The organism is Parageobacillus sp. NEAU-HV-2, from assembly GCF_059115485.1.
In genome coordinates this window covers 83,733-104,339 of the sequence record NZ_JBXUJJ010000004.1, presented here as the reverse complement: position 1 = coordinate 104,339, position 20,607 = coordinate 83,733, and the positions used below count along the sequence as shown (strand labels likewise).

Annotated in this window: 17 protein-coding genes; 15 read left to right on the top strand and 2 right to left on the bottom strand. The window is 44.7% G+C overall.

Going from position 1 to position 20,607, the window contains the following annotated elements; genetic code table 11:
- Positions 1–4: 4 nt before the first annotated feature.
- A complete protein-coding gene (locus AC1WMD_RS08860) occupies positions 5–733 on the bottom strand; it encodes an amino acid ABC transporter ATP-binding protein (protein WP_494256806.1) in 729 nt (242 codons plus the stop codon).
- Positions 734–959: 226 nt separating this feature from the next.
- Here AC1WMD_RS08860 and AC1WMD_RS08855 point away from each other — a divergent pair, with 226 nt between their 5' ends.
- The 5 genes from AC1WMD_RS08855 (at position 960) to AC1WMD_RS08835 (ending at position 7,964) form a co-directional block, all read left to right on the top strand.
- Positions 960–1,907, top strand: coding sequence for an aldo/keto reductase family protein (locus AC1WMD_RS08855; protein WP_494256955.1), 948 nt, complete (start codon positions 960–962; stop codon positions 1,905–1,907).
- Positions 1,908–2,014: 107 nt separating this feature from the next.
- Positions 2,015–3,745 carry a sigma 54-interacting transcriptional regulator gene (locus AC1WMD_RS08850; protein ID WP_494256805.1) on the top strand — a complete coding sequence of 577 codons (1,731 nt, stop codon included), beginning with the start codon at positions 2,015–2,017 and terminating at the stop codon, positions 3,743–3,745.
- 184 nt (positions 3,746–3,929) lie between these two features.
- A complete protein-coding gene (locus tag AC1WMD_RS08845; protein WP_494256954.1) occupies positions 3,930–5,117 on the top strand; it encodes an iron-containing alcohol dehydrogenase in 1,188 nt (395 codons plus the stop codon).
- A 21-nt stretch (positions 5,118–5,138) separates the two neighbouring features.
- A complete protein-coding gene (locus tag AC1WMD_RS08840) occupies positions 5,139–6,473 on the top strand; it encodes a GntP family permease (RefSeq protein ID WP_043904438.1) in 1,335 nt (444 codons plus the stop codon).
- A 30-nt stretch (positions 6,474–6,503) separates the two neighbouring features.
- Entirely contained in the window at positions 6,504–7,964 is a 1,461-nt protein-coding gene (locus AC1WMD_RS08835) for a CoA-acylating methylmalonate-semialdehyde dehydrogenase (RefSeq protein WP_494256803.1), read from the top strand.
- A 137-nt stretch (positions 7,965–8,101) separates the two neighbouring features.
- On the opposite strand, the gene AC1WMD_RS08830 is transcribed toward AC1WMD_RS08835, so the two are convergent.
- Positions 8,102–8,506, bottom strand: a complete 405-nt coding sequence (locus tag AC1WMD_RS08830; protein ID WP_043904440.1) for a DUF1259 domain-containing protein — start codon at positions 8,504–8,506, stop codon at positions 8,102–8,104.
- A 253-nt stretch (positions 8,507–8,759) separates the two neighbouring features.
- Between AC1WMD_RS08830 and AC1WMD_RS08825 the strand changes: the two genes are divergently transcribed.
- The 10 genes from AC1WMD_RS08825 (at position 8,760) to AC1WMD_RS08780 (ending at position 20,570) form a co-directional block, all read left to right on the top strand.
- On the top strand, positions 8,760–10,175 hold the full coding sequence (locus AC1WMD_RS08825; protein WP_494256801.1) for a PTS mannitol transporter subunit IIBC: 1,416 nt from the start codon (positions 8,760–8,762) through the stop codon (positions 10,173–10,175).
- A gap of 197 nt (positions 10,176–10,372) precedes the next feature.
- Positions 10,373–12,448: a BglG family transcription antiterminator gene (locus AC1WMD_RS08820; protein WP_494256799.1), complete on the top strand. Its 2,076-nt coding sequence runs from the start codon at positions 10,373–10,375 to the stop codon at positions 12,446–12,448.
- Between the two features lie 27 nt (positions 12,449–12,475).
- Positions 12,476–12,907, top strand: a complete 432-nt coding sequence (locus AC1WMD_RS08815) for a PTS mannitol transporter subunit IIA (RefSeq protein ID WP_494256952.1) — start codon at positions 12,476–12,478, stop codon at positions 12,905–12,907.
- Between the two features lie 2 nt (positions 12,908–12,909).
- Complete coding sequence (locus AC1WMD_RS08810) at positions 12,910–14,058, top strand: mannitol-1-phosphate 5-dehydrogenase (protein WP_494256798.1); 1,149 nt, start codon at positions 12,910–12,912, stop codon at positions 14,056–14,058.
- 158 nt (positions 14,059–14,216) lie between these two features.
- Positions 14,217–15,233 (top strand): tripartite tricarboxylate transporter substrate binding protein, encoded by a 1,017-nt coding sequence (locus tag AC1WMD_RS08805; RefSeq protein ID WP_043906528.1) that lies wholly within the window; start codon positions 14,217–14,219, stop codon positions 15,231–15,233.
- Between the two features lie 56 nt (positions 15,234–15,289).
- Positions 15,290–15,745 (top strand): tripartite tricarboxylate transporter TctB family protein, encoded by a 456-nt coding sequence (locus tag AC1WMD_RS08800; protein ID WP_494256797.1) that lies wholly within the window; start codon positions 15,290–15,292, stop codon positions 15,743–15,745.
- A gap of 12 nt (positions 15,746–15,757) precedes the next feature.
- Complete coding sequence (locus AC1WMD_RS08795; RefSeq protein WP_494256795.1) at positions 15,758–17,284, top strand: tripartite tricarboxylate transporter permease; 1,527 nt, start codon at positions 15,758–15,760, stop codon at positions 17,282–17,284.
- 64 nt (positions 17,285–17,348) lie between these two features.
- Positions 17,349–18,977 carry an ATP-binding protein gene (locus AC1WMD_RS08790; protein WP_043904447.1) on the top strand — a complete coding sequence of 543 codons (1,629 nt, stop codon included), beginning with the start codon at positions 17,349–17,351 and terminating at the stop codon, positions 18,975–18,977.
- Entirely contained in the window at positions 18,937–19,635 is a 699-nt protein-coding gene (locus tag AC1WMD_RS08785) for a response regulator (protein ID WP_043904448.1), read from the top strand. The genes AC1WMD_RS08790 and AC1WMD_RS08785 overlap by 41 nt, the downstream gene beginning before the upstream one ends.
- An 11-nt stretch (positions 19,636–19,646) precedes the next feature.
- Entirely contained in the window at positions 19,647–20,570 is a 924-nt protein-coding gene (locus tag AC1WMD_RS08780) for an AEC family transporter (RefSeq protein WP_494256794.1), read from the top strand.
- The last annotated feature ends 37 nt before the right edge of the window (positions 20,571–20,607 follow it).

Sequence of the window (20,607 nt, the reverse complement as noted above, 5' to 3'; positions counted from 1 at the left end):
CTTATTAATGGTTGAGAATGCGGCTCAAAAATACTTTTGCTCGTTCTTCTTTTGGATTGGAGAAAAACTCTTCCGGCGGCGCTTCTTCTAAAATGCGGCCTTGATCCATAAAGACGATGCGGTCAGCTACTTCACGGGCAAATCCCATTTCGTGTGTCACAACAACCATGGTCATGCCTTCTTTTGCCAATTGTTTCATGACGTCGAGCACTTCGCCGATCGTTTCCGGGTCAAGCGCTGACGTTGGCTCGTCAAAGAGCATAATTTTCGGCTTCATCGCCAAGCCTCTGGCGATCGCTACACGCTGCTGTTGGCCACCGGACAGTTCGGAAGGGTAGGCGTTTGCTTTATCAGGAATGCCGACTTTTTCCAAATAATACATCGCTGTTTCTTTCGCTTCTTTCTCTGGAATACGTAGCACTTTCATCGGCGCTAGCGTAATGTTTTGCAATACCGTCATGTGCGGATACAAGTTAAAATGCTGAAACACCATGCCGATGTTGCGCCGCAGTTGGTTAATGTCGACGTGTTTGTCATTGACTTTGACATTATCCACGATTAATTCGCCGCTTGAAATCGTTTCCAAACGATTGATGCAGCGAACTAATGTGCTTTTTCCCGACCCTGATGGCCCGATAATGACGACAACTTCTCCCTGATGAATCGTTAAATTAATGTCTTTTAGCACATGGAAATCGCCGTAATATTTGTTTACTTGGTGAAAATAAATCAATAGACCCCCCTCCTTTTTCATAAATTATTTTTGTTTTCAGAATTTATCGTAAACACAAACTACAGCAATCTACCGAAAACGACGATAATCTTCTGAAAAGAGCGATGTGGGATGTAATAGGTATCGAAATATTGTATAAAATTTATTAACGCCTAAACATTAAAAATATTATAATGATGGTGTGTATGAGTGGATTTGGACATATTTTCGAAAAGGGGAGAAAATGATGAAATACCGGAAGCTTGGACGAACAGGGCTGAAAGTAAGCGAGATTAGTTTAGGCAGTTGGCTTACATACGGCAATTCGATGGAAAAAGAAGCGGCGATTCGTGTCATTGATAAAGCTTATGAGTTGGGAATCAACTCGTTTGACACGGCTAACGTGTACGCCCGCGGGGAAGCAGAAAAAATCGTCGGTGAAGCATTGCGCAAATATCCGCGCGAATCATACGTATTGGCAACGAAAGTGTTTTGGCCGATGGGAGACGGTCCAAACGACCGCGGCTTGTCGCGCAAACATGTGTTTGAACAGCTCCACGCCAGCTTAAAACGTCTGCAATTAGATTACGTCGATATTTATTATTGCCACCGCTATGATAAGGAAACACCGGTAGAGGAAACACTGCGCACCATTGATGATCTTGTGCGTCAAGGCAAAGTACTATATGTCGGCGTCAGCGAATGGACGGCCCAGCAAATTCAAGAAGCTCTAGGCACGGCCGATAAATATTTATTGGACCGCATCGTCGTCAATCAGCCGCAATATAACATGTTTCACCGTTACATTGAGAAAGAAATTATTCCAGTTTGCGAACAAAACGGCATTAGCCAAATCGTCTTCTCGCCGTTGGCGCAGGGCGTACTGACCGGAAAATATAAACGCGGGCAAAAAGCACCAGAAGGAAGCCGGGCAAGCGACCCGAAATCCAATATGTTTATGAACGACTTATTAAAAGAAGAAGTTCTCGTCAAAGTAGAGCAATTAGAAAAAGTAGCAGTTGAACTTGGCATCACCCTTTCCCAATTAGCGCTCGCCTGGGTATTGCGCCAGCCGAACGTCGCCAGCGCCCTCATCGGCGCCAGCCGGCCGGAACAAGTCGAAGAAAACGTCAAAGCCGTGGATGTCCAATTAACGGAAGATGTGCTTGAGAAAATTGAGCAAATTTTGGCATAAACATAGAAAGAGGCAAGCAGGGAGGCTTGCTTCTTTTTTTGGCAAAGGATTTCTCTTGCCTGCGGCGAAAAATACGAAAATAGACAAACGGGGAAGGAGGGATTTGTATGAGCGGCTATGTAGATGAACGTGGAGAAATAGTATTACGTGCCAGCCAGACATTAAACGAGGCGCTGCAACTGTTTGCCCGCTTGGAGATAAGCGAAATTCCGGTCATCGATGAGCGGCAACAACCTATAGGTCGATTAACAGGCAGGATGTTGCTGAAAGCGGTGGCGGACGAACGGGACGGCCGTACGACTTTAGAATCGTTATTGAAGGAGCAGAAAACGGCCGAACATGCGGGGAGAGAGCCGGCGGAGGTTCGGTCGACAAGCCATGCATCCGTCTCAGAGCTGGTTGCCACGGTCGAGCGGCTCGAGCGGGAGCTGCAAGAGACGCAAAGCATGGTGGAAACGATGAAAATGGTTCTTGACTCGGCCTATGAAGGCATTGTCGTCGTGGACGCGCATGGCATTATCAAAGAAATGAATAAAGCCTATTGCCAGTTTCTTGGCATTCGCCGCGAAGACGCTGTTGGGAAGCATGTCACCGAGGTTATCGAAAATACGAGGCTGCATATTTGTTTGGAATCCGGCATACCGGAACGAGGGTTTATCCAAAAAATTTACGGGCAGCCGATGGTCGTTCACCGGATTCCGATCTGGCGCGACGGAAAAGTGATCGGGGCGATTGGAGTCCTCATTTTTCAAGGTGTTTCCGAAGTTTACCAAATTTTTAAGCGCCTGCAAGATTTATCGCGTGAGGCGAGCCGAAAGGAAGAGAAGGAAAAACACGCTGTTCCTATGGAAAAACAAATTTTCGGCTTAGACAGCATCATCGGGCGCAGCCCAGTGATCGCGGAAATCAAACAAATGGTGAGAAGAGCAGCGCGTGTGCCATCCACGGTGCTAATTACCGGGGAAAGCGGAACGGGAAAAGAAGTGCTGGCGAAAGCGATTCACCAATCGAGTCCGTATGCTGACGGCAATTTTGTCAGCGTCAATTGTGCAGCAATCCCTGAATCGCTTCTCGAGGCAGAATTGTTTGGGTATGAAGAAGGGGCGTTTACCGGAGCGAAAAAAGGCGGAAAGCCAGGAAAGTTTCAACTCGCCCATAAAGGGACGTTATTTTTGGATGAAATAGGCGATATGCCGCTATATATGCAAGCGAAAATATTGCGGGTGCTGGAAGAGAAAAAAGTGGAGCGGGTCGGCGGCGTGGCGGAAATGGAGCTCGATGTGCGCATCATTGCCGCTACGAATAAAAATTTAGAGGAAATGGTGCGAAAAGGGCAGTTTCGCGAAGACCTTTTCTACCGCCTCAATATTATTCGCATCCATATTCCTGCCCTGCGGGAGCGAAAAATGGACATCCCTTATTTGCTTGCCTACCATATGGAAAGGATTTGTGAGCAGTTCGGCTTAAGACAAAAGGAATTTACAAAAGAGGCGATGCAAGTGCTCATGGAATATTCATGGCCAGGAAATATTCGTGAGCTTGTCAATGTCGTCGAATGGCTTGTCGGCATGGTCGATGGCCAAAAAATCCAAAAGGAGCATTTGCCTGCCCATATTCTTTCCCCACAGCGATTGGCAAAACATGACGATAATGAGGAAGAAAAGAGAAAGATTGTGGTACAGACGGATACAAGCTGGCGGGAAATAGTGGACGATTATGAGCGGGAAAGAATTAAACAAGCGTTGATTGAGGAAAGGGGAAATAAAGCAGCGGCAGCACGAAAACTTGGCATGCATCGGTCCACTCTTTATGAAAAACTAAAAAAATATAATCTATAAACATGTTGGGATAGTGTACAAATATGTCGGGGATATGTCGGAAAATTGTCGGCGTATCATTGCGGCGATAAAAAAACAGAATATTTAAACTAGTACAAAAACAATAAACTTCCGGCTTGGCATGCCATTTGCATGATTATGATATTGAAAACGTTGCCAATGAGGGGGAGAAACGATGTCACAAGTGTATCAACTTCTTATGCCGAGCCGGATTTTGTATGGACGCGGCGCTTTTAACGAAGTCGGAAAACAGGCGCGTCTGCTTGGGAACAAAGTGCTTATTATCAGCGATCCGGTTATGGAACAGCTTGGCAATGTCGCGCTTTGTGAAGAGCATTTACGGAAAGAAGCGCTTCCATTTGCCAAGTATACTGGGGTAGATACGGAGCCGACCGATATTCATGTAAAAGAAGCGCTTGAAATTTGCCGTACAGAGCAGTGTGACGTCATCGTTGCGATCGGGGGAGGGAGCAGCATTGATACAGCGAAAGCGGTGGCGGTCATGATGACGAATGAAGGAACGATCAGCGACTATGTTGGCGATGTCAAGCTGTTTGCCAATAAACCGCTTCCGCTTATCGCCGTTCCGACGACCGCAGGAACCGGTTCTGAGGTCACGAGAGTCACGGTCATTATTGATACGAAAACGAGCGTCAAAATGATGATTTCCCAGCCGGAATTATTGCCTGCCGTGGCGATTGTCGATCCGCTTCTTACCGTATCATGTCCGCCATCGGTTACCGCGGCAACAGGGGTAGATGCGCTATGTCACGCGATCGAAGCCTACATTTCGCGGCGCGCCCATCCAGTGACCGACGTATTGGCTCTATCAGCGATTGAAGCGATCATGGGGAATTTGCGCCAAGCGTATGAAAACGGCAGTGATATCGATGCGCGCGAGAAGATGGCAATTGGCGCGATGATGGCAGGAGCTGCGTTTTCGAACGCATCGGTGACGCTTGTCCATGGGATGTCACGGCCGATCGGAGCACTCTTTCATGTCCCGCATGGGGTATCGAACGCGATGCTGCTTCCGGGGGTGCTGGAATTTACAAAAGAGAGCGCGATAGAAAGACTTGCAGTGATCGCCCGTCTGATCAAGCCGGAATTAAAGAACGCCTCTGATGAAGAAGCAGCGGACGCGCTTATTTTCGAAGTGAAACAGCTTTGCCGCGATCTACACATTCCAAATATGAAAACATGGGGAATTGAAAAAGAGCAGTTTGATAAGGTCGTTGATAAAATGGCAGCCGATGCGCTAGCGAGCGGCAGTCCGGGAAATAATCCGCGCGTGCCGACTCACGAAGAAATTGTCCAGCTTTATCATGTCTGCTATGACTATCAATTTGATCATAAAGTGATGCGTCACTAAAAAAGGCGAGGGGGGAATTTTATGTTAGGGATGGTTGGGTTATTTGTATCATTAGGTTTATTAATCTTTTTAACGATGCGGGGAATTAACATTATCATCGCTGCGATTATTAGCTCTGTTTTGATAGCGCTTACAGGAGGCTTGAACCTGGAAAAAGCGATGATGGAAAGCTACATGACGGGATTTACCGGCTATTTTGCCAGTTGGTTTCTCATCTTTTTAGCTGGCGCGATTTTTGGAAAAGTGATGGAAGACACCGGTGCAGCCGACTCTATTGCCAATTGGGTAAAAACGAAATTTGGCGCCAAACATGCGGTGTTGGCAGTAGTGGCGGCATGCGCGATTATGACATACGGTGGCGTTAGTTTGTTTGTCGTCGGCTTTTCTGTCTATCCGATCGCCGTGTCGTTGTTTCGTCAGTCGAATACGCCGCATCGCTTCATTCCGGCGGCGATGGTGTTTGGTTCTGTGTCCTTTACAATGACTTCTCCTTATTCGCCAGAAATTCAAAACATTATTCCAACGCAATTTTTCCATACTACGCCGGGCGCGGGAGGGTGGATTGGGATATTGATCGGCATTGTCATTGCTGTTTTAGGATCCGTCTATTTGACGCGCGCGGTGCAAAAAGCAAAAGAAAACGGAGAAACGTTTTCGCTTCCATATAGACATGAAGTAATAGCGAACGGGGCAGCTAATGAAATCGCCTCCACATTGGAAGAAGCAGAAAGCCGCCCGCTTCCACACATTGTGTGCGCATTGCTTCCATTAATTGCTGTCATTATTTCATTGAATATATTGGCGAAGTTTATTTCTTCGACATCGGCGGGGGTCGTTTCGCTTGTTTTTGGAATTGTGTTATGTTGGGCATTAAATGCTAAATTTATCCGCAAGTTTTGGGAGTCAATGGCCGTTGGCGCCCAAGACGCTCTAGTGGCTGCAGCGAATACATGCGCTGTCGTCGGCTTCGGGTCGGTGGCGAAAAACGTTCCGGCGTTTCAGACGGCGGTCGATGCGCTCGTGCACATTCCTGGTCCGGATCTTCTTGGTTTGGCGCTTGGCGTCACGATCATTTGCGGAATGACTGGCTCCGCCTCTGGAGGATTAGGCATTGCGTTGCCGATTTTAGCGCCGATTTATATGGCGAAAGGGCTCGACCCGGGAGCGATGCATCGCGTAGCTACCCTTGCGTCGGGCGGATTGGACTCCCTTCCACATAACGGCTATATCGTTACAACGATTCGTGCCGTTTGTCACGAAACCCATGAACGAACGTATAAACCAATTTTTGTTCTTTCTGTGGTGATACCGTTGATTGGCATGTTCCTTGCAGTGATTCTCTATTCGATTTTCTAAATTATGTCGCAGGAAGGGGTATGAAATACGATGACGTCTATGACGGAAACAAAAACGTTAAAAAACTTTATCGGTGGGAAATGGGTTACTTCTGCTTCGGGAAGGGAGGAAATCGTGCCAAACCCCGCGACAGGGGAAGTATTGGTAAAAGTGCCTCTTTCTTCACGTGAGGAGTTGGATGCAGCGGTCGCCGCGGCGAAAGAAGCGTTTCAGGAGTGGCGAAAAGTTCCGGTCCCTCGCCGCGCCCGCATTTTGTTCCGCTACCAGCAGCTTCTTGTCGAACATTGGGAAGAGCTCGCCCGTCTTGTCACATTAGAAAATGGCAAGATTTATGAAGAAGCTTATGGAGAAGTGCAGCGTGGCATTGAGTGTGTCGAGTTTGCCGCAGGAATTCCGACATTGATGATGGGGCAACAGCTTCCAGACATTGCGACGGGGATCGAATCAGGTATGTATCGTTATCCGCTTGGGGTTGTTGCCGGAATCACGCCGTTTAATTTTCCGATGATGGTCCCATGCTGGATGTTTCCGCTCGCGATTGCTTGCGGTAATACATTCGTCTTAAAGCCGTCGGAACGAACGTCGATTTTGGCCAATCGTTTAGCGGAGTTGTTTACTGAAGCCGGCCTGCCGCCGGGAGTGCTTAATATCGTTCATGGGGCGCACGATGTCGTCAATGGCATTTTAGAACATAAAGATATTAAAGCGGTCTCTTTCGTCGGTTCACAGCCGGTCGCCGAGTATGTGTATAAGACGGCGGCTGCACATGGAAAACGAGTGCAGGCGCTAGCCGGTGCGAAAAACCATTCGATCGTCATGCCGGATGCCGACTTGGATCTTGCCGTGACGAACATTATCAACGCCGCGTTTGGTTCAGCCGGGGAACGATGCATGGCATGTTCCGTTGTCGTAGCTGTCGGCGATATTGCCGATAAGCTTGTGGAACGTTTGAAAAAAGCGGCGGACGAGATTAAAATTGGCAACGGATTGCAGGAAGATGTCTTTTTGGGCCCTGTCATTCGCCAGTCGCATAAAGAGCGGACGATAAAGTATATTGAAATCGGCGAAAAAGAAGGAGCTCTTCTTGTGCGTGACGGACGTCGCGATGCCGCGACAAGCGGGGAAGGCTATTTTATCGGCCCGACGATTTTTGACCATGTGAAGCCGGGCATGACGATTTGGACGGATGAAATTTTCGCTCCTGTCTTGTCGGTGGTTCGAGCTCGAGATTTAGATGAAGCAATTCAAATCGCCAACCAGTCCGAATTTGCAAACGGTGCGTGTATTTACACCAACAGCGCGAAAGCGATCCGCCAATTCCGGGAAGAAATCGATGCCGGCATGCTTGGTGTCAATGTGGCCGTTCCAGCGCCGATGGCCTTCTTCCCATTCTCCGGCTATAAAAACTCTTTCTACGGAGACCTTCACGCCAACGGCCGCGACGGCGTCGAATTTTATACGCGGAAAAAGATGATGACGGCGAGATATTGAGGCGCTAGTTATGATAGTTAAGTAGAAAGGACTGAATCAACAGACTCAGTCCTTTTTTGCTGTACAGCAGTATTTAACAGTTGAATTGTTGCGGATCCATTTTATTATTAGATTTTGTTAAGTTACAATGTTGCCTTCTAATATTTTAACACTTTGAATGCATCTCGAACTTTTTTAGCAAATTCCAGTGGCGGCTCGATTGATTGAAAATGCATATACATTGCCCTTGGTTGGTCAAACAACCAGTGGTTATGGATTGCTGTTACAGTAATGTTTCTTTTTCTTAATTCTGTTAACAACGGATTAACTTCTTCTTGAAGCAGTACCGTTTCCCCTAGATTTAGAGCATTTCCTTGGAAGTCTAAATTTTCAAAGGAAAAAAATTGAGGGTTTACTAGCGGTGAATTTGTTCTCCTTCCAAATATTGTAAATGGTATCTTTCTAAATTTCTGCACAAGACATACTCCATTCGTAACACTTTCAGTTCCGCCAAGGATTCTTGCAAATTCCCTACATAGGTCTTTTTTTGAATCCAAACTCATAAATCATCCCTCTTTCACCAAAAACTTTTAGTATCCCTGTTTTTATTTGTATGACTTTGGGTTATTTATGAATGAGACAAGGGTCTATGACAAAAGTGGAATTTATAAGTTGTTGAAAAAAAGTCGAATCAAAAACGCCTATTATTAAAAAATGACAATAATGTGTCGGACAAAATGATATTTACTTATCGTTGAATACTCCCTGTAAGCGCTTTAAGATAGAGGTACATAAAACAAGAGGAGGAAATACAACATGACTCATACAACAGAAAGCCAGTCTAGCTTTCGTGTAAAGATTCAGCGTTTTGGTAGTTATTTAAGCGGAATGGTTATGCCGAATATTGGAGCATTTATTGCGTGGGGAATTATTACGGCGCTATTTATTCCGACAGGATGGCTGCCAAATGAAACATTTGCGAAGCTTGTCGGCCCAATGATTACGTATTTATTGCCATTATTAATTGGTTATACGGGCGGCAAAATGATTTATGATGTTCGCGGCGGCGTTGTCGGTGCCACAGCGACAATGGGAGTCATCATCGGTACGAACATTCCGATGTTTCTAGGAGCAATGATTATGGGGCCACTCGGTGGTTACCTAATCAAAAAGTTTGACCAGTTGATTCAAGGTAAAGTGAAACAAGGCTTTGAAATGCTTGTCAATAATTTTTCCGCTGGAATCATCGGCGGGCTGTTAACATTAGTTGCATTCAAAGGGGTTGGACCAGTTGTTTCGGGAATTAGCAAAGTGTTAGCAGCGGGTGTACAAAAAATTGTTGATTTGCACTTATTGCCATTGGCAAATATTTTTATTGAACCAGGAAAAGTATTGTTCCTCAATAACGCGATCAACCACGGAATTTTAAGCCCGCTTGGCATTGAACAGGCAGCAAAAACAGGAAAATCGATTTTATTCCTGCTTGAAACAAACCCTGGTCCGGGCCTTGGTATCTTGTTAGCATATTGGTTATTTGGAAAAGGAATGGCAAAACAATCCGCGCCGGGTGCCGTGATCATTCATTTCTTAGGCGGGATTCACGAAATTTACTTCCCATATATTTTAATGAGACCGATTTTAATTCTAGCGGCAATGGCTGGTGGAGTGAGCGGGGTATTAACATTTACCATTTTCCATGCCGGGCTTGTGGCAGTTCCATCTCCAGGAAGTATTGTTGCTTTATTAGCAATGACGCCAAAAGGAAACTACTTTGGGGTATTGGCGGGGGTATTTGTCGCCGCGGCAGTGTCATTCTTCGTCGCATCGATTTTCCTAAAATCGGCGAAACATAACGAAGAAGAAGATATAACAAAAGCGGCTGAAAAGATGCAGCAATTAAAAGGGAAAAAGAGCGATGTTGTTGCTGTGTTGAAAAATGAAGAAGTAGTTCCAGCCAAGGTCAAAAAGATTGTATTCGCATGTGATGCAGGAATGGGTTCGAGTGCGATGGGGGCATCTATAATGCGAAATAAAGTGCAAAAAGCAGGGCTAGACATTGAAGTAACGAATACGGCGATTAACCAGCTTCCGCCAGATGCGGATATCGTCATCACCCATAAAAATTTGACGGATCGCGCCAAAGAAAAATTGCCGAACGCTTTCCATGTATCAGTGGAAAATTTCTTGAGCAGTCCAAAATATGATGAGCTCATTGAAATGTTAAAGAAATAAAGGTAGGCGTTTGCTTACCTTTTTTCTTTTCACAAGAATGCATTTTATTAAAAGATGGCAACAATAAAAGCGACGAAAAAACAATATCTATTTCTTGTGATAAAAGGGACGGGAGCCTAAAATTTTTATTGAACAGATTATTTATTATTCTAAATCATGTCAACAATGGTTGCGCATGACGGGGAGGTGAAGGGGCCATGTATATATCTGCGCGAGAGCGAAAAATACTAGATATTTTGTTGTCCAATGACGAAGAAATGACGGTAGGAGAACTTGCCGAGCAACTAGACGTCAGCAACCGTACCATCCATCGAGATTTAAAAGGGATCGAATCTATTTTAAAGGATTACCGACTGCAACTGGTCAAAAAAGCAGGGGTCGGCATTCGGATTATTGGAGAAGAAGAAAAGAAAAAAGAGCTAGCGCTTCATCTATTTCATTTGTCTCATAAGGAATATACACCAGAGGAACGACAGCTAATCATTCTGATTGCTTTGCTGGAAGCGACAGAGCCTGTCAAGCTTTTAGCGCTGGCAAACGACCTCAACGTTACTGTCGCAACCATTAGTCATGATTTAGATAAAATCGATCAAATGATAGAAAAATACGGGCTATCCCTAATCCGAAAACGAGGATATGGAGTAGAAATTGCTGGATCCGAGTCCGCTAAGCGAAGAACGATGAGTGAACTGTTATTTCGTCATGTGGATGAGCATGAGTTTCTTTCGTTAATGAAAGAGTCCATTCAAAAAAAGTCCATCGATACATTGAATACAATTACAGAAAAACTTCTCGGGCTAGTCGATAGAAAAAAATTGGCCACCATTGAACAACAAATTGAACAGATCAAGGAGGAGCTTCCTTTTACGATTGCCGACAGTTCATATATTGCGCTAGTGGTCCACCTTGCCTTAGCGATAGAGCGAATCAGCCAAGGGGAATCGATTAATTTCGATCAGCAATACTTAGAAACGATTCAGACAACAAAAGAATATAAAACCGCGGAAAAAATTGCGCGATCGTTAGAGCGTGCTTTCCACATCACAATTCCAAAAGAGGAAATCGGTTATATTACCATGCATTTAATGGGAGCGAAACTTCGCGACCGCCAAGGCTATATGCTAGAAGAGGCAAGTTTTGAAGTGGGCATCAAGGCGCAAGAGCTAATTCGGTTTGTCAGCGCTGAACTGCATGTAGATATTACAAACGATTATACGTTATACGAAGATTTGGTCGTCCATTTAAAACCAGCACTTTATCGCATCCAGCATAACATGGGGATTGCCAATCCGCTTTTAGAAAAAATTGTGCAAGATTATCCGAAACTTTTTGCGGTATTAAAAAAAGGAGTAAAACAAGTATTTCCGGATGTAACCGTTCCAGACGAAGAAATTGGTTATTTAGTTCTCCACTTTGCGTCGGCGTTATTAAGGAGAAAGAAAGGCTTGCGTGCATTGGTGATCTGTTCGAGCGGACTAGGGACGGCAAAAATATTAGCAACCAGATTGAAAAAAGAAATTCCCGATATTGTACACATGGAACAGATTTCTGTTTTTGAACTGAGAAACACCGATGTAACGCGATACGACTTGATCGTGTCGACCGTTCCAATTGATGGCTTGGTAAAACCGTATTTTGTTGTCAGTCCAATGCTGCGGGAAGAAGAGATTCTGTCGATTAAACAGTTTTTAAAAAGCAGAAATGCGGTTTCCCGTAAGGAAGATGAAGACGACGCAGTAGGAAGATCTCATGATGTGGTCAAGAAAATGGCTTCCATTCAAAAAATGAGCGAAACCATTCTCCGAATTTTGGAAGGGTTTACGTTACAACAGGTAAATAGCCAATCCATCAAAGAAGTATTAGCAGAGGCATGTCATCAGCTATGGCAAAAAGGAATCATTTTCAACTCTGAGAAAGTTCTTACAGAATTGTTGCGGAGAGAAACATTAGGAGGATTGGGGATACCGGAAACGTCGCTCGCATTGTACCATACTCGAAGCTCTGCGGTGCTTGTTCCGTCTTTAACGATTTATCGGTTAACGGAATGCCAAACAATCAAAGGAATGCACGATCAGCCGATGGCTGTGAATACCGTTTTACTGCTGTTAGCGCCCGATTCGCCTAGTCAAGAAACGCTTTCCGTACTAAGCCATATCAGCTCGTTGGTCATTAAAGATGAAGATAGTATGGCATTATTTGCAAACGGGGATCGCGAACAGGTGTATTCGTTTTTGAGTTATCATTTAGAAAAGTTTTTTTACGACTATCTTTAACAACATAGGGAGTGAATGACATTGTCAATGCCAATTTTGCAGAAAGAAAATATTGTATTACATGCACGAGTAGAAAATAAAACAGAAGCCATTCGTTTAGCAGGGCAAATTTTAGTGAATCACGGTTATGTTGAAGATTCTTATATTGATAAAATGTTTGAGCGGGAAGCGTTAACAACAACATATATAGGAAATTTCGTTGCGATTCCACATGGTACAGAGGATGCGAAACAACTTGTCAAACATTCTGGTATTTCGATTGTACAAATTCCTGATGGGGTTGATTTCGGAGATGGCAATATTGCCAAACTATTGATTGGAATCGCTGGAAAAAATAATGAACATTTGGAGATTCTCTCGAAAATCGCCATCGTTTGTTCGGAAGAGGAAAATGTAGAAACGATGATTAATGCGGCGACAGAAGATGATATTCTTCGCCTTCTAAATGAGGTGAATTAAACATGTTGGCTGTTCATTTTGGCGCAGGAAATATTGGAAGAGGATTTATCGGGAGTTTGCTTTCTCAATCCGGCTATGAAGTGGTGTTTGTCGATATTAATGATGAAGTGGTCTGCTTATTAAAGGAAAAACAGGAGTATCGGGTCATCATTGCCGATGAAAATAGACAAGAACAGCTGATTCGCAACGTTTCTGCTGTCAATAGCCAGACGGAACGCGAAAAGGTCATTGATTATATCACAAAAGCTCACCTCATTACAACGGCGGTCGGACCGCATATCTTACCGGCTATCGCCACGATTCTTGCGGAGGGGCTGCAAAAAAGAGCTGCGATCAATAAAACACCGCTTCATATTATTGCTTGTGAAAATATGATCGGTGGAAGTGAAGTGTTAAAAAGCCATGTTTTTGCAAAGATTTCCGAAGCAGATAAGCCGTTGTTCGAAAAGTATTACGGTTTTCTAAATTGTGCGGTAGACCGTATCGTTCCGAATCAAAAAAACGAAGATCCTCTCTCCGTTGTGGTCGAGCCGTTTTATGAATGGGTGATCGAAAAACGAAACATCATTGGCGACATTCCGCCGATTCAAGGAGTATATTTTGTTGATGATTTAAAGCCTTATATTGAGCGCAAGCTTTTTACCGTAAATACCGGGCATGCGATTGCTAGTTATTTAGGATACTATAAAAAATTGCAAACGATACAAGAAGCAATGAACGATGGAGAAATACGCTCGGACGTGGAAAAAGCGCTGCATGAATCGGGTGCGGTGTTAGTAAAGAAACATGGATGGAATGAAAACGAACATCAAACTTATATTCAAAAAATCATTCAACGTTTTATGAATCCTTCCATCTCCGATGAAGTCGTCCGGGTTGCTCGTTCTCCAATTCGCAAACTTGGGGCGAATGATCGCCTCATAGGACCGGCCACGCAATATTATGACTTGTTTGGACAAGTACCGTTTGGTTTAGTCAAAGGAATTGCCGCACTGTTATTGTTTGACTATGAAAACGATGACGAAGCAGTTGCGTTGCAAAAAACTATTCAAGAAACAGGAGTAGAAGGGGCTCTATACCAATATTCACAATTAGAAAAAGATCATCCTCTTGTTATAGCAATAAAAGATCAATGGCAGCATTTAAAGTAAACGGATGACCTGCCTTGCCAAAACATTGGCAAGGCAGGTTTTTTTATGAACAAAATGCACAAAATTCATTTTATTTTCAAAAACTTATCATTCAGAAAATTGTTGCTATAATTACTCTCAAACATGTAAACGCTATCAAAAACAAGGGGGATCAGAAAATGGTGAAAAAGTGGTGGAGCTTGATTGTCATGGGAATCATGATGCTTGTGTTAGCTGCCTGTGGAAGCACTACAACGACGAAACAGTCTAGCAAACCATCCAACTATCCGACGAAGCCAATTGTGTTTGTCGCTCCTTCCGGGGCTGGGGGAGGCTGGGATTTGACAGCAAGGGCGATCACGAAAGTATTGGATGAAACAAATTTAGTGAAGCAAACGATGACGGTGGAGAATAAACCGGGCGGCGGTGGGGCCGTGTTTATGGCGGAATACGCAACACAGGATAAAAACAATGATTATAAGTTGTTTGTCAATTCCCCGCCGATTATCATTAACAACTTAAAAGCGGAAGGAAACAGTCCATTCGGTTATAAAGATACGACACCGCTTGCTCAGTTGACGAAGGATTTTGGCGCGATTGTCGTTAAGGCGGATTCGAAGTTTCAATCCTTGTCCCAATTGTTAGAGGCGATTAAGCAAAATCCGAAGTCGGTAACGGTAGCTGGGGGATCTGCGCCAGGGTCGATGGATCATTTAGTCGCGATTCTTCCTATCTACAAATCTGGCATTGATCCGAAAGTGGTGAAATACGTATCGTATGACGGCGGCGGGGAAGCGATCGCCGCGCTTCTTGGGGGAAATGCGGATGTGATTGCGACGGATGCTTCCTCTGTTGGGGAATACGTAAAAGCAGGAAAAGTGCGGGTGCTTGCCGTTTCCGCGCCAGAACGTCTTGGCGGTGCTTTAAAAGACGTGCCGACGATGAAAGAGCTTGGCATTGACGCGGAGTTTACGATTTGGCGCGGCGTCTTCGGGCCGAAACAAATGTCTGCGGACGCGAAAAAGTTTTGGGAAGATACATTCAAAAAATTGTCCGAGCATGAAAAATGGAAAGAGGAGCTAAAGAAGCAAGGATGGGAAGCAGAATATAGAGGTTCAGAAGAATTTACAAAATTTTTACAAGAACAGGAACAGCAGATCAGCGATATGTTGAAATCGCTTGGAATGCATAAATAAGCGAACGGGGAAGAGAACGCTTCCCCATCTTTAATAAAAAGAATGGAGGTGTAAGTGTGAGTAAAACGTTTGACCGCGTTGCCGCGATTGCCTTTTTAGCCGTGGGAGCTTTGTTTATGGTCGAAAGTTTAAGAATCTCGAAAAGCGCTTATGGAAGTGCAGTCGGTCCGAACGTGTTTCCGTTTTTGTTAGGGCTTGTTCTTGCGCTATTAAGCATCAAATTGTTGCTAGAAACGATGCGATATACGGATTCATACAAAGAAAGGCAGCCATTACAGTATAAAAAGTTTTTTATTATTTTGCTCGCCGCAGTGATATATGCGGCCTTATTAGAAACCGTTGGTTATGTCATGATGACGTTTTTGTTTCTTGTCGTCGGGTTTCAAACGATGGAAAAAGGAGCTTTGTGGAAATCAGTAGTGATTGCCGCTTGCTTTTCGTTAGGAGTATACGGGTTATACGTTAAACTGTTGCAAGGAACATTGCCGAGTTGGCCGATTTGGTTTCAATAAAGGGGGGAGAGTATGAGTGCACTGACATTTTTAATCGATGGCTTTCAAACCGCACTGCAGCCGCACAATCTGCTTTTCGCTTTTCTTGGCGTGCTCATTGGGACGGCGGTAGGAGTGCTGCCAGGGATTGGCCCGATGAGCGGGGTAGCGCTGTTAATTCCCGTAACTGCTTCGATGACGTCCGGGCTTGACCCAGCTCAAGCGGCAACAAGTTCGATTATTTTGCTTGCCGGTGTCTATTACGGGGCGATGTACGGCGGTTCGACGACATCCATTTTATTAAATACACCTGGAGAATCTTCCTCTGTCGTCACCACATTGGACGGTTATCAAATGGCAAAGCAAGGGAGAGCGGGATCAGCGTTAGCAATTGCGGCAATCGGTTCGTTTGTCGCTGGCATTGTTTCTTTAATTGCCCTCGTGCTGTTGGCGGAGCCGCTTTCCAATGTAGCGTTGAAATTCGGTCCGGCTGAATATTTTTCACTAATGCTTCTCGGATTGGCCGCTGTCAGTGGGTTGGCAGGAAATTCGATGACAAAAGCGTGGATGATGACCGTTTTCGGCTTGTTGCTTTCGACCATCGGTCTTGATAATGTGTCAGGTGTGGCGCGATTTACGTATAATATTTCTTTTTTATACGGAGGATTGGAATTTTTAACGGTTGCGGTCGGTTTGTTTGCCTTAGGGGAAGTATTTAAAGCGATTCTTCATAAAGAGAAAAATGATGGCAAAATCGCGAAAATCGGCCGTGTCCTTCCGTCGAAAGCGGAATTGAAAGAAAGCGCGGGACCGATTGTGCGCGGATCGCTGCTCGGATTTTTTGTCGGCGTATTGCCGGGAGCGGGTGCGACGCTTGCCTCGTTTTTTTCCTACATCATGGAAAAGAAATTAAGCAAAACGCCTGAGAAGTTCGGAAAGGGAACGATTGCTGGCGTGGCGGCGCCGGAATCTGCGAATAATGCCGCTTCGGGAGGGGCGATGGTTCCACTGTTGACGCTTGGAATTCCCGGTTCGGGAACGACCGCGATTTTAATGGGGGCGTTAATTATGTATAACGTCCAGCCCGGTCCGCTGCTCTTTGATGAACACCCGGATGTAGCATGGGGATTAATCGCCAGCATGTTTATTGGAAACGTCATGTTGCTTATTTTAAACATGCCGCTCGTCAAAATATTTGCGAAAATTATTGAAACGCCGCCTAAATATTTGCTGCCGCTTATTATTGCGATTTCTGTATTTGGTGTTTACGCGGTGCAGGTGACGACGTTTGATGTCTTTTTATTAATCGCATTTGGCGTATTAGGCTATCTGCTTGCAGAACATGACTTTCCATTGGCGCCGCTTGTATTAGGGCTTGTACTTGGTCCGATGATTGAAAATAACATGCGAAGAGCACTTACGGCTTCGAACGGTGACTTTATGGTATTTTTCGAAAAGCCAATCTCGCTTGTTTTGCTTATCATTGCGTTTTTATGGATCGTCGTTCCGTTTGTCATGAAACTAAAAGGAAAATCGGTCATTGTCAGCGAAGATATGTAAAGGGAGAAAGACTACTGCCTTTCGGCGGATAGTCTTTCTCTATTTTCCATTAAGGGGAGATAGCATGAAGCTCCAAACGCGGCTCATTATCATTATTTGTTCCTTGCTTTTATTTGTCATCGTTTTTCTTTCCTTTTTGTTTCAGCACATGTTTGCCGCCACGCTAAAAGAACAGATCGGAATGCGCGCGCTGAACGTAGCGGAAACGGTGGCTGCTACGCCGTTAGTCAAGGACGCTTTTAGGCAGCCGGACCCGCACCGACAAATTCAGCCGTTCGCAGAAATGATTCGCCACAAAACCGGCGCGGAGTATGTCGTGGTTGGAAATAGACAAGGAATTCGTTATGCCCATCCGCTTCCAGACCGGATTGGAAAGAAGATGGTGGGCGGAGATAATGAAGAGGTGCTTGAGGGAAAAGCGATTATTTCGGAAGCGGTCGGTTCGCTCGGTCCGGCGATACGCGGAAAAGCGCCGATTTTCGATGAGCAAGGAAATGTCATCGGCATTGTATCGGTAGGGTTTTTGCTTGAAGACATTGAGGACATCGTTTGGTCATATAACGTAAAAATTTTTTTCTTTTCTATCCTTGCGCTCTTGTTAGGGATTATTGGAGCAGTTGGCATTGCAAAAACAGTAAAAAAATCCATTCACGGATTGGAGCCAAAAGAAATCGGACTGTTATATCAAGAGAAACAGGCGATTTTAGAGGCGATTCGTGAAGGAATTATTGCCGTGAATCAGGAAGGAATTATTACGATGATCAACAAAACGGCGATGACTTTGCTTGGATATGAAAAGGAGCAGGATGTATTAGGGAAATATATTTTGCATATTATTCCCCATTCCCGACTGCTTGAAGTGATTCGAACGGGAACGGCGGAATATGACGATGAGATGATATTAGGCGAAGAGACCGTGATTACCAATCGCATTCCGATTAAGGATAAAGCAGGAAAGGTGATCGGCGCCGTATCGACGTTCCGCAATAAGTCGGAACTATATCGTTTGACGAAGGAGCTTTCCCAACTAAAAAGCTACGCTGACGCGCTGCGGGCGCAAACGCATGAGTTTTCCAACAAATTGTATGTCATTTCCGGACTCATTCAGCTTGAATCATATGAAGAGGCGTTAGAACTCATTTCTAAAGAAACCAATCTTCATCAGGACATCGTTCGTTTTGTGATGAAAGAAATCCCTGATCCTATTATTGGAGGGCTGTTCATCGGCAAATTTAACCGCGCAAATGAATTAAAGATTCAGTTTGATATTGACCGGCAAAGCAGCTTTAAAGATATTCCAAAGCATTTGGATCGCGATCACCTTTTGACTATTATCGGCAATATTGTGGATAACGCAATGGAAGCGGTATTGCACAACGGATGCGAAGAAAAGAGAGTGACCGTATTTTTAACTGATCTTGGCGACGATTTAATTATTGAAGTGGAAGATAACGGACCAGGCATTCAAGCGGAAATAGCCGATCAAATATTTGAACGTGGTTTTTCGACGAAAGCGGCTGCCCATCGCGGCTATGGCCTTGATTTGGTGAAAAAATCGCTGACGGTGCTTGGCGGTCATATTACTTATCAATCGGAACAGGGAAAAGGAACTGTCTTTACGATCATCATTCCAAAACAACGGAGGGTTGATGATGGCTCGCAATATTCAAGTGCTCATTGTCGAAGACGATAAACGTATTGCCGAGATTAACCGCCGTTTTGTCGAAAAGGTGGAAGGCTATGAAGTGATCGGAATCGCCACTAACGAGCAGGAAGGAAAAGAACTGGTGGAAGTGTTGCAGCCGGATTTAGTCTTGCTTGATATTTATTTTCCTGATATGAATGGACTTGCGTTTTTAAAATGGATTCGTGAGCATTTTATCAATATAGATATTATTATGATCACCGCGGCAAGAGAAATTGACACCTTGAAGCAAGCGATGCATGGCGGAGTATTTGACTATATTATCAAACCGATTATGCTCGAACGGTTTACCGAAACGCTGGTGAGATATAAAGAATACCATCATAAAATGCACGAACTGATGAAAGGAAAAGAATTAATCGGACAGGAGGATATCGATCAGTTAATCGGCCGCGAACAGACCACAAGCGACGCGGATGATTCATTGCCGAAGGGCATCCAGCCACTGACATTAGAGAAGGTGCTGGCGGTGGTAAAGCAGTGTAAAGACGGCATTACGGCGGAAGAAGTAGGCAAACGGATCGGCGCAAGCCGGACGACATCACGGCGCTATTTAGAATATCTTGTTTCGATTTCCCAAGTGACGGCCGATATTTCGTACGGCTCGGTAGGAAGGCCGGAACGAATTTATAAGCTAAAAAGATAGGAGGAGGGGAAGTGGATATTTTTCTTCTTATTTTACTCCATGTGCTACTGCCAGTATTTTTTCTTGTCGGCCTTGGGGCGCTTTTGCATCGTATTTTCCATTTTGATATGAATACCTTGTCCAAATTAAATGTCTTTGTGTTATTGCCGGCTGTTGGGTTTGCAAATATTTATGAAAGTAACATTAACGGTGATGTTCTGTTGGACGTACTCGCGTTTTTACTGCTGCAAAATGGAGCGTTAATTGTCATTAGCACGGTCATGGCAAAATTAATGAAGCTGGACCGCAGTTTAGCGGCGACGTTCCAAAATACGATTGTCCTCAACAATTCCGGCAATTTCGGCATCCCCGTCAGCCAGCTTGTCTTTCACCAGCAGCCGTTAGGGCTGTCGATTCAAATTGTCGTGACTATTTCCCAAAATTTTCTTACAAATACATACGGTGTGTTTAATTTTTTATCTGCTAGTCAAAAGAAAGGGAAAGTGACGGCAGAATTTTTAAAAAACCCGATTATATATGCACTGTTGCTTGGATTGCTGCTTCGGTCGTTGCACATTCCGGTTCCATCGTTTATTTGGAATCCTCTTCAAAATGTCGCCAATGCATTTTTGGCCATTGCTTTACTGACGCTAGGAGCGCAAGTGGCTTATATTAATCTGAAACAGCTGCCGCCGCTGTTGTATGTGAGTGTGTTTAGCCGTCTCCTTCTTTCACCGGCGGTTGCCGCTTTGATTATTTTCGCCTTGCATCTTGAAGGAGTGACCGCTCAAGCTTTATTGATCGCAAGTTCGTATCCTTGTTCGAGAAACACCGCGCTTTATGCACTCGAATACGGTCACCATCCGGATTATGCCGCTCAGGCGGTATTTGTGTCAACGCTGCTTAGTTCGGTGACAGTGACGATGATCGTGTATCTTTCCAAGATTTTATTCTAAAAATCATAACGAAAGGCGCGAGTGATTGTTTCGCGCC

Excerpts from the sequence above, each read along its gene's own strand:
- AC1WMD_RS08855 (WP_494256955.1), top strand. The coding sequence starts at position 960 with ATGAAATACCGGAAGCTTGGACGAACAGGGCTGAAAGTAAGCGAGATT.
- AC1WMD_RS08850 (WP_494256805.1), top strand. The coding sequence starts at position 2,015 with ATGAGCGGCTATGTAGATGAACGTGGAGAAATAGTATTACGTGCCAGC.
- AC1WMD_RS08840 (WP_043904438.1), top strand. The coding sequence starts at position 5,139 with ATGTTAGGGATGGTTGGGTTATTTGTATCATTAGGTTTATTAATCTTT.
- AC1WMD_RS08835 (WP_494256803.1), top strand. The coding sequence starts at position 6,504 with ATGACGTCTATGACGGAAACAAAAACGTTAAAAAACTTTATCGGTGGG.
- AC1WMD_RS08830 (WP_043904440.1), bottom strand. The coding sequence starts at position 8,506 with ATGAGTTTGGATTCAAAAAAAGACCTATGTAGGGAATTTGCAAGAATC.
- AC1WMD_RS08825 (WP_494256801.1), top strand. The coding sequence starts at position 8,760 with ATGACTCATACAACAGAAAGCCAGTCTAGCTTTCGTGTAAAGATTCAG.
- AC1WMD_RS08820 (WP_494256799.1), top strand. The coding sequence starts at position 10,373 with ATGTATATATCTGCGCGAGAGCGAAAAATACTAGATATTTTGTTGTCC.
- AC1WMD_RS08815 (WP_494256952.1), top strand. The coding sequence starts at position 12,476 with ATGCCAATTTTGCAGAAAGAAAATATTGTATTACATGCACGAGTAGAA.
- AC1WMD_RS08810 (WP_494256798.1), top strand. The coding sequence starts at position 12,910 with ATGTTGGCTGTTCATTTTGGCGCAGGAAATATTGGAAGAGGATTTATC.
- AC1WMD_RS08805 (WP_043906528.1), top strand. The coding sequence starts at position 14,217 with ATGGTGAAAAAGTGGTGGAGCTTGATTGTCATGGGAATCATGATGCTT.
- AC1WMD_RS08795 (WP_494256795.1), top strand. The coding sequence starts at position 15,758 with ATGAGTGCACTGACATTTTTAATCGATGGCTTTCAAACCGCACTGCAG.
- AC1WMD_RS08790 (WP_043904447.1), top strand. The coding sequence starts at position 17,349 with ATGAAGCTCCAAACGCGGCTCATTATCATTATTTGTTCCTTGCTTTTA.
- AC1WMD_RS08785 (WP_043904448.1), top strand. The coding sequence starts at position 18,937 with ATGGCTCGCAATATTCAAGTGCTCATTGTCGAAGACGATAAACGTATT.